We start from the raw sequence: 1,712 nt of genomic DNA, 5'->3' as shown, positions 1-1,712 counted from the left end.
GAAATAGGGATATTTCCCTATTTCTAAAAGTAGATTATAGCAGTGATATGTGGTACATGCAATAGAATCTATCATTTATACCACTCCATTCATTTTTTGAAAAAGTCCTTATATCCCCATATCCCATGCCCATCAAGCTAAGAAAAGCAAATATCCCAAAACGAGAGAATGGATATTGTTAGGTGAGCTGTACAATTTTTTTTGTTTTGGGGCTTTTTAAAAAAGAAACAAACTTTCCTATAATTGACGTTGCATAGGCGTAACTTGATGACCATGACCTATTTCAATATTTTTGATAGTGGATGTATGGAAATAGGGATATTTCCAAATTACAAAGAAGATTAAAGTAGTGATATGCTATACATAAAATAGAATCAGTAATTTTTCAAAAGCGCTCCCTATACCTCCATTTCTGGTAACAAGAGTAGAAGTATAGAGAAATATCCAATTATAGAAATAGGGATATATCTATATTACAAAGAAGGTTATAGTAGTGATATGCTGTACATAAAATAGAATCAGTAATTTTTCAAAGGTGCCCCCTATGCCTCCATTTCTAATAACAAAAGTGGAGATATAGGGAAATATCTAATTATAGAAATAGGGATATTTTCAAATTACAGAGAAGATTAAAGTAGTGATATGCTATACATAAAATAGAATCAGTAATTTTTCAAAGGCGCCCCCCTATGCCTCCATTTCTAATAATAAAAGTGGAGCTATAGGGAAATATCTAATTATAGAAATAGGGATATATCTATATTACAAAGAAGATTAAAGTAGTGATATGCTGTACATAAAATAGAATCAGTAATTTTTCAAAAGCGCTCCCCTATATCTCCATTTCTAATGACAAAAGCGGAGACATATGTTCACGAATAATAAAGTTGTTATAAAATAATAAAGTCATTTTAAAAATAAAATAGATGTTTAAAAAATGGTATTAATTAAGAATTTATACTTTTTATCCTGTATGATAGAAATAAGGATATTCAGGTATTTATATAGTTAAGAAAAGGGTTGTTCTAAGAGGGGTAGATCAGATGACGGTGAAAGAAGAAAATGTTCACATTCGAATCATTGATGAAGACGGAAATGTACATTAAAAATTCGATATAGAGGAAGAAGACTTAGAAGACTATCTAGTAAATTATCCTAACATGCGTTTTGTATCAGAAAACCTGTATGAAATGGTAGAATACGAGGAAGGGTTAGAGAACTTAAAAGAAGAAATTGAAGAAATAAAAGAACTCTTAGGTATGGTTCGAACAACTGAGATTATCGAAACTAAGCCGAAGACAAAGGAAGAGAAGAAGAGGAAAAGAAAATGTATCCTTCTAACTTTCATAGGTATGATCATCTTCTGTTTAGGTTGGAAAGCAGTCGAGGGGTATTGGGAGTATCACCGAGTTCAAAACGGAAAACAGGTAGAAGGTAAGGTAGAAATTGAGCTACAAACAAATCAATCTTCCATATACCCAACAAACGAGTTATACATTTCAGCAGACCATAAGTATAATGCAGTTCTAGTTGAACAAGAAGTGTTCGATAGGGTAAAGAGGGGTGACACGTTTAAAGTCATCATATACAAGGATAAAATATACTTAGACCCTAGAGAAGAGAAAACAAGAGTAGATTAACAAGTAAGTATGACTGTGAACTACTCACCACTTAGCAAAGCTTGAAGTGGAAGCTTCTCAGTTCCACGACGA

The 1,712-nt window shown here is 32.2% G+C and carries 1 protein-coding gene; it reads left to right on the top strand.

The window, feature by feature from the left end; genetic code table 11:
• Positions 1 to 1,190: 1,190 nt before the first annotated feature.
• The gene (locus U860_RS0129775; RefSeq protein WP_162791025.1) at positions 1,191 to 1,640 is read left to right on the top strand and encodes a hypothetical protein; all 450 of its coding nucleotides are present in this window, start codon (positions 1,191 to 1,193) and stop codon (positions 1,638 to 1,640) included.
• Positions 1,641 to 1,712: the final 72 nt, after the last annotated feature.

It is taken from the genome of Bacillus sp. H1a (assembly GCF_000633475.1).
GTDB classification, from domain to species: Bacteria; Bacillota; Bacilli; order Bacillales; family Bacillaceae_G; genus Bacillus_A; species Bacillus_A paramycoides.
The sequence above is the reverse complement of the archived record's forward strand: the minus strand, read 5'-3'. Positions and strand labels throughout refer to the sequence as shown.

What these genes read in the sequence shown, in the direction of transcription:
- U860_RS0129775 (WP_162791025.1), top strand. Translation starts at nt 1,191, where the DNA reads ATGGTAGAATACGAGGAAGGGTTAGAGAACTTAAAAGAAGAAATTGAA.